Annotated in this window: 6 protein-coding genes; all 6 read left to right on the top strand. The window is 68.5% G+C overall.

Annotation, left to right across the window (positions count from 1 at the left end; genetic code table 11):
* Positions 1–2,107, top strand: a 2,107-nt coding sequence (gene fdnG / locus ACXJKR_RS21480) for a formate dehydrogenase-N subunit alpha (protein ID WP_457324552.1), incomplete at its 5' end; no start/stop codon positions are given.
* A gap of 11 nt (positions 2,108–2,118) precedes the next feature.
* The gene (fdxH, locus tag ACXJKR_RS21485; RefSeq protein ID WP_457324553.1) at positions 2,119–3,033 is read left to right on the top strand and encodes a formate dehydrogenase subunit beta; all 915 of its coding nucleotides are present in this window, start codon (positions 2,119–2,121) and stop codon (positions 3,031–3,033) included.
* Positions 3,034–3,045: 12 nt separating this feature from the next.
* A complete protein-coding gene (locus tag ACXJKR_RS21490; RefSeq protein ID WP_457324554.1) occupies positions 3,046–3,672 on the top strand; it encodes a formate dehydrogenase subunit gamma in 627 nt (208 codons plus the stop codon).
* Entirely contained in the window at positions 3,659–4,657 is a 999-nt protein-coding gene (fdhE, locus tag ACXJKR_RS21495) for a formate dehydrogenase accessory protein FdhE (RefSeq protein WP_457324555.1), read from the top strand. Before ACXJKR_RS21490 ends, fdhE begins: the two co-directional genes overlap by 14 nt.
* Positions 4,657–6,081 (top strand): L-seryl-tRNA(Sec) selenium transferase, encoded by a 1,425-nt coding sequence (gene selA, locus ACXJKR_RS21500; protein ID WP_457324556.1) that lies wholly within the window; start codon positions 4,657–4,659, stop codon positions 6,079–6,081. The genes fdhE and selA overlap by 1 nt, the downstream gene beginning before the upstream one ends.
* On the top strand, positions 6,078–6,248 hold a 171-nt coding region (locus ACXJKR_RS21505), incomplete at its 3' end, for a GTP-binding protein (protein WP_457324557.1). The genes selA and ACXJKR_RS21505, both read left to right, overlap by 4 nt.

A 6,248-nucleotide genomic window follows, 5' to 3' on the forward strand; every position in this document is an offset into this window, starting at 1 on the left:
CTTCAGCGGCTACGACGAGGCCAAGCGCCGCTACGACAACAAGAGCTGGGGCTACGAGCTCGACGACAAGGGCTTCGCCAAGGTCGACCCGACGCTGGAGCACCCGCGCTGCGTGCTCAACATCATGAAGGCGCACTACTCGCGCTACTCGCCCGAGCAGGTCAGCAAGATCACCGGCACGCCCAAGGACAAGTTCCTCAAGGTCTGCGAAATGATCGCGGAGACGTCCAGGCCCAACAAGGTCATGACCATCATGTACGCCCTGGGCTGGACACAGCACAGCCAGGGCTCGCAGATGATCCGCACCGGCGCCATCATGCAGCTGCTGCTGGGCAACATCGGCCTGCCCGGCGGCGGCATGAATGCGCTGCGCGGCCACTCCAACATCCAGGGCCTGACCGACCTGGGCCTGCTGTCCACGTCGCTGACGGGCTATATGAGCCTGGCCCGCGACAGCGAGCAGGACCTGGAGACCTACTACAAGACCCGCGCACTCAAACCACTGCGCCCTGGCCAGATGAGCTTCTGGCAGAACTATCCCAAGTTCTTCGTCAGCCAGCAAAAGGCCTGGTGGGGCAAGGCCGCCACCGCCGAGAACGACTGGGCCTACCACTACCTGCCCAAGTGGGACAAGGGCTATGACGTGCTGCAGACCTTCGAGCTGATGGGCCAGGGCAAGCTCAACGGCTACATCTGCCAGGGCTTCAACCCGGTCGGCTCCTTCCCCAACAAGAAGAAGATCGTCGCGGGCCTGTCCAAGCTGAAGTTCCTCGTCATCATCGACCCGCTCAACACCGAGACCGCCGAGTTCTGGAAGAACCACGGCGAGCACAACGACGTGAAGAGCGAGGACATCCAGACGACGGTGTTCCGCTTCCCCAGCACCTGCTTCGCGGAGGAGGACGGGTCCCTCACCAACTCCGGCCGCTGGCTGCAGTGGCACTGGAAGGGCGCCGAGCCGCCGGGCGAAGCCAAGGGCGACCCCGAGATCATTGCGCAGCTGTTCATGCGCATGAAGGCGGCCTATGTGAAGGAGGGCGGTGCCTTCCCCGACCCCATCGTCAACCTGAGCTGGCCCTATCTGCAGCCCACCAACCCCTCGGCCGAGGAGCTGGCCAAGGAGTACAACGGCAAGGCCCTGGCCGACGTGACCGACCCCAAGGACGCGACCAAGGTGCTGGCCAAGGCAGGCGAGCAGCTCAGCGGCTTCGGCCTGCTGCGCGACGACGGCAGCACGTCCAGCGGCTGCTGGATCTACGCCGGCGCCTGGACGCAGGCCGGCAACCAGATGGCCCGGCGCGACAACGCCGACCCCTACGGCATCGGCCAGACGCTGGCCTGGGCCTGGGCCTGGCCGGCCAACCGCCGCGTGCTCTACAACGCCGCCTCCTGCGACCCGACCGGCAAGCCCTGGAACCCCAAGCGCCGGCTGATGGCCTGGAACGGCGAACGCTGGGGCGGCTCCGACGTGCCCGACATCCGGCCCGACGCCAACCCGACCGATGCCGACGCGGTGCGGCCTTTCATCATGACTGCCGAGGGCGTGGCGCGGCTGTTTGCACCGACCGGCCTGGTCGACGGCCCGCTGCCCGAGCACTACGAGCCCTTCGAGACGCCGCTGGCCAACAACCCCATGCATCCGGGCAACGCCAAGGCCAAGTCCAACCCGGCCGCGCGCGTCTTCAAGGGCGACATGGAGGCCTTCGGCACGCCCAAGGACTTCCCTTACGTGGCCACCAGCTACCGGCTCACCGAGCACTTCCACTACTGGACCAAGAACGTGCTGACGTCGGCCGTGCTGCAGCCGCAGCAGTTCGTCGAGATCGGCGAGGAGCTGGCCAAGGAAAAGGGCGTCGCCAACGGCGACTGGGTCAAGGTGAGCAGCAACCGCGGCTTCATCAAGGCCGTGGCCGTTGTCACCAAGCGCATCCCTTCGCTGGACGTGGACGGCAAGCGCATCCACACCGTGGGCCTGCCCAACCACTGGGGCTTTGTCGGCGTGGCCAAGCCCGGCTATCTGGTCAACACGCTGACCCCCTTCGTGGGCGACGCGAACACGCAGACGCCGGAGTTCAAGAGCTTCACCGTGAACCTTGAGAAAGCCTGAGGGAACACGTCATGTCTTCACTTCAATCCCTCGACATTGCCAAGCGCTCGGCCACCACGACGCCATCGACCCAGGCCCGCAAGCATGTGGCCGAGGTCGCCAAGCTCATCGACGTGTCCTCCTGCATCGGCTGCAAGGCCTGCCAGGTGGCCTGCATGCAGTGGAACGACCTGCGTGACGACGTCGGCGACAACCACGGCACCTACGACAACCCACGCGACCTGACGCCGCAAAGCTGGACGGTCATGCGCTTCTCCGAAGTGGAGGTCGAGAAAGACAAGCTGGAATGGCTGATCCGCAAGGACGGCTGCATGCACTGCGAGGACCCGGGCTGCCTGAAGAGCTGCCCGGCGCCCGGTGCCATCGTCAAGTACACCAACGGCATCGTCGACTTCATCTCCGAGCACTGCATCGGCTGCGGCAACTGTGTGACGGGCTGCCCCTTCGACGTGCCGCGCATCAGCAAGGTCGACAGCAAGGCCTACAAGTGCAGCCTGTGTTCCGACCGCGTCGGCGTCGGCCTGGAGCCGGCCTGCGCCAAGGCCTGCCCGACCGGCGCCATCCGCTTCGGCACCAAGGAGGACATGCTGGACTACGGCGCCGAACGCGTCGTCGACCTGAAGGAGCGCGGCTACGCGAACGCGGGCGTGTACGACCCGCCGGGCGTGGGCGGCACCCACGTTGTCTATGTGCTGCAGCATGCCGACCAGCCCGAGCTCTACAGCGGCCTGCCCAAGGACCCGAAGATCAGCCCGCTGGTGTGGCTGTGGAAGGGGGCGGCCAAGCCGCTGGCTGTTGCGGCCATGATCGGCGCGGTCATCGCGGGCTTCTTCCACTACACGCGCGTGGGCCCCATCGAGGACCCGGACGACCCCGAAGCGGACCGCAACGTCGCCCGTGACGATGCCGACCACCCCACCGCCTGACAGGAGCGCACCATGGCAACCCGCCTTCTGCAGCGCTACAGCGCTGGCGACCGCACCAACCACTGGTTGATCGTGCTGTTCTTCCTCGGCGCCGGCCTCTCGGGCCTGGCCTTCTTCCACCCCGCCTTCTACTTCCTGACCGCGCTGTTTGGCGGCGGCACCTGGGCGCGCATCCTGCATCCCTTCATGGGAGTGGTGATGGCGCTGTGCTTCATCGTCATGTTCATGAAGCTGTGGCGGCACAACCGCATGACTGAGGCGGACAAGGAATGGATGAGGCACAGCGGCGGCATGCTGCGCGGCGACAAGAGCCACATGCCGCCCGTGGGCCGCTACAACGGGGGGCAGAAGGTGGTGTTCTGGCTCATGGCCGCCAGCCTGTTTGTGCTGGTGCTGACCGGCTTCATCTTCTGGCAGCCCTGGTTCGCCGACAGCTTCCCCATCCTGGCGCGGCGCATCGCCGTCGTGCTGCATGCGCTGTCGGCCACGGTGCTGATCCTGACCGTCATCGTGCACGTCTACGCGGCCATCTGGGTCAGGGGCTCGCTGCGCGCCATGACGCGCGGCACGGTGACCGAGGGCTGGGCGCGCCAGAATCACGCGCTATGGCATCGCGAAATGACCAATGACCGTCGGTAACCCGCAGAAGATCCTCAGCCCGGAAGAGATCGCCGTTCGCGCCGGCGAGCAACTGAGCTTTCTGCACCTGCCCGAGCCCGGCGTGTTTGCCGATCGCGCGCTGCGTCTGCGCGCGCTGGCCGACGGGCATGCCATGGGCGACTTCCTGCGCTTCGTCGCCGAGCTGGCCGACGCCCAGCACCGCGCGCTGTCGGCCCAGGTTGCCGTGCCGCTGCCCACACCGGACGACATCGACGCCGCCGCCCGTGCCGGCGCGCCGCTGCTGCCGGCCGAAACCTGGCCGCGCGAGCCCATCTGGCGCGACTCGCTGCGTGCCCTGCTGACCGACCTGGCCCGCCGCCTGCCCGACGGTCCCGCCAAGGCTGCCGCGCTGCAACTCGCCGCCGCCAGCGACGAGCAACTGGAGACCCAGGCCGGCCGCCTGCTGTCCGGCGTCATGCTGGGGCTGGACCTGGCCAGAGCACCGCTGATCGCCGCTGGCCTGCAACTGCATTTCACGCGCCTCGTGCGGCAGACCTATGCCGCGCATGTCGACGCGCCCGTGCCGCCCTTCGGCCGCACCGACGACCCCACGCTGTGCCCCTGCTGTGGCTCCCGCCCGGTCGCCTCGCTGGAACGCCTCGGCGCCGAGGGCGCGCGCTATCTCGCCTGCGGCCTGTGCGCCACGCAATGGCATTACGTGCGCATCAAGTGCACGCACTGCCAGAGCACCAAGGGCATCTCGCTGCAAAGCCTGGTCGCGGCCGATGGCGCCTCGACCACCACCGGCGCCGTCGTGCAGGCCGAGTGCTGCAGCGAGTGCGGCCACTACCTGAAGCTGATGCACCCGGCGCGCGACAACGGCGTCGAGCCCGTCGCCGACGACCTCGCCAGCCTGACGCTGGACCTGCTGGTCGGCGAAGCCGGCTTGCATCCGCATGGCGTCAACCTGTTGCTGCTGCTCGGCGAGCCGGACGAGGCACCGCCGCCAGGACGAGAGCACTGATGGCTGCGCCCGACGAATCCGTGGTCCACGGTTCCAAGGCAAGTCCAAAAGACCTCCCGGCCCTGGACAGATTGCTGCGCGAAGCCGCGCCGCTGGTGGCCGAGCATGGCCACACGCTGGTCGCCAAGGAGGCGAGGGCGCTGCTGGACGCGCTGCGCACCCAGGCCCTGGCCGGCGCGCTGACCCGTTCGGACCTGGACGGCCTGCCCGCCGCGCTCGCCGCCCGCGTGCAGGCCCGCATGCGGCCCGCCATGCGCGCCGTGCTCAACCTGACCGGCACCGTCATCCATACCAACCTCGGCCGCTCCCTGCTGGCCGACGCCGCGCTGCAGCAGGTGCTGGCGCTGATGGGTTCGCCCAACAACCTCGAGTTCGACCTTGCCGCGGGTGGCCGCGGCGACCGCGACGAACTGATCGAAGCCCTGCTGTGCGAGCTGACCGGCGCGGAGGCCGCCACCGTCGTCAACAACAACGCCGCGGCCGTGCTGCTGGGCATTGCCGCGTTGGCCCATGGCAAGGAAGCCATCGTGTCGCGCGGCGAGCTGGTCGAGATCGGCGGGCATTTCCGCCTGCCCGACGTGATGGCCGCGGCCGGCGCGACGCTGGTGGAGGTGGGCACCACCAACCGCACCCACCCGCGCGACTACGAGCAGGCCATCACGCCGCGCACCGGGCTGATCGTCAAGGTGCACACCAGCAACTACCAGGTGCAGGGCTTCACGGCGGCGGTGGACGAGGCCACGCTGGCGCCCATCGCGCATGCCGCCGGCCTGCCCCTGATGACCGACCTCGGCAGCGGCGCGCTGGTGGATCTGGCCGCCTACGGCCTGCCCGCCGAGCCGCTGCCCCAGGCCATGCTCGCGGCCGGCTGCGATGTCGTCACCTTCAGCGGCGACAAGCTGCTCGGCGGCCCGCAGGCCGGCCTCATCGTCGGCAGCCGCGCGGCGGTCGGCAGGATCCGCAAGTACCCGATGAAGCGCGCGCTGCGCCTGTCCAAGCTGCCCCTCGCGGCGCTGGAGGCCACGCTGCGGCTCTATCTGCGGCCCGAAAGGCTGGCGCGGGACCTGCCCACGTTGCGCCTGTTGACGAGGCCTCAGGACCAGATCGCCGCGCTGGCCCAACGCCTGCTGCTCGAGATCGCCGCCGCTGTCGCGCCGCGCTTCACCGTCGAGACGGTGGCACTGCAGAGCCAGATCGGCTCTGGCTCACTCCCTGTCGAGCGGCTGCCGTCTGCCGGCCTGGCAATCAGCGCGGTCGACGGCCGCGGCCGCAYGCTTGAAGCGCTGGCCACCGCGCTGCGCGAGCTGCCACGACCCGTCATCGGCCGCGTGCAGGACAACCGGCTGCTGCTGGACCTGCGCTGCCTCGAAGAGCCCGCGCTGCTGACCTCTCAGCTCGCCTTGTTGAAGGAGGCCCTGGCGTGATCGTGGGAACCGCCGGCCACATCGACCACGGCAAGACCACGCTCGTGCGTGCGCTGACGGGTGTGGACACCGACCGCCTGCCCGAAGAGAAGGCGCGTGGCATCAGCATCGAGCTGGGCTATGCCTATCTCGATGTCCCTGATCACGATGAACGGATCGGCTTCATC

The sequence above is a fragment of the Roseateles sp. P5_E11 genome (assembly GCF_054049355.1).

Coding starts and splice junctions, on each gene's coding strand:
- fdxH (WP_457324553.1), top strand. CDS start 2,119: ATGTCTTCACTTCAATCCCTCGACATTGCCAAGCGCTCGGCCACCACG.
- ACXJKR_RS21490 (WP_457324554.1), top strand. CDS start 3,046: ATGGCAACCCGCCTTCTGCAGCGCTACAGCGCTGGCGACCGCACCAAC.
- fdhE (WP_457324555.1), top strand. CDS start 3,659: ATGACCGTCGGTAACCCGCAGAAGATCCTCAGCCCGGAAGAGATCGCC.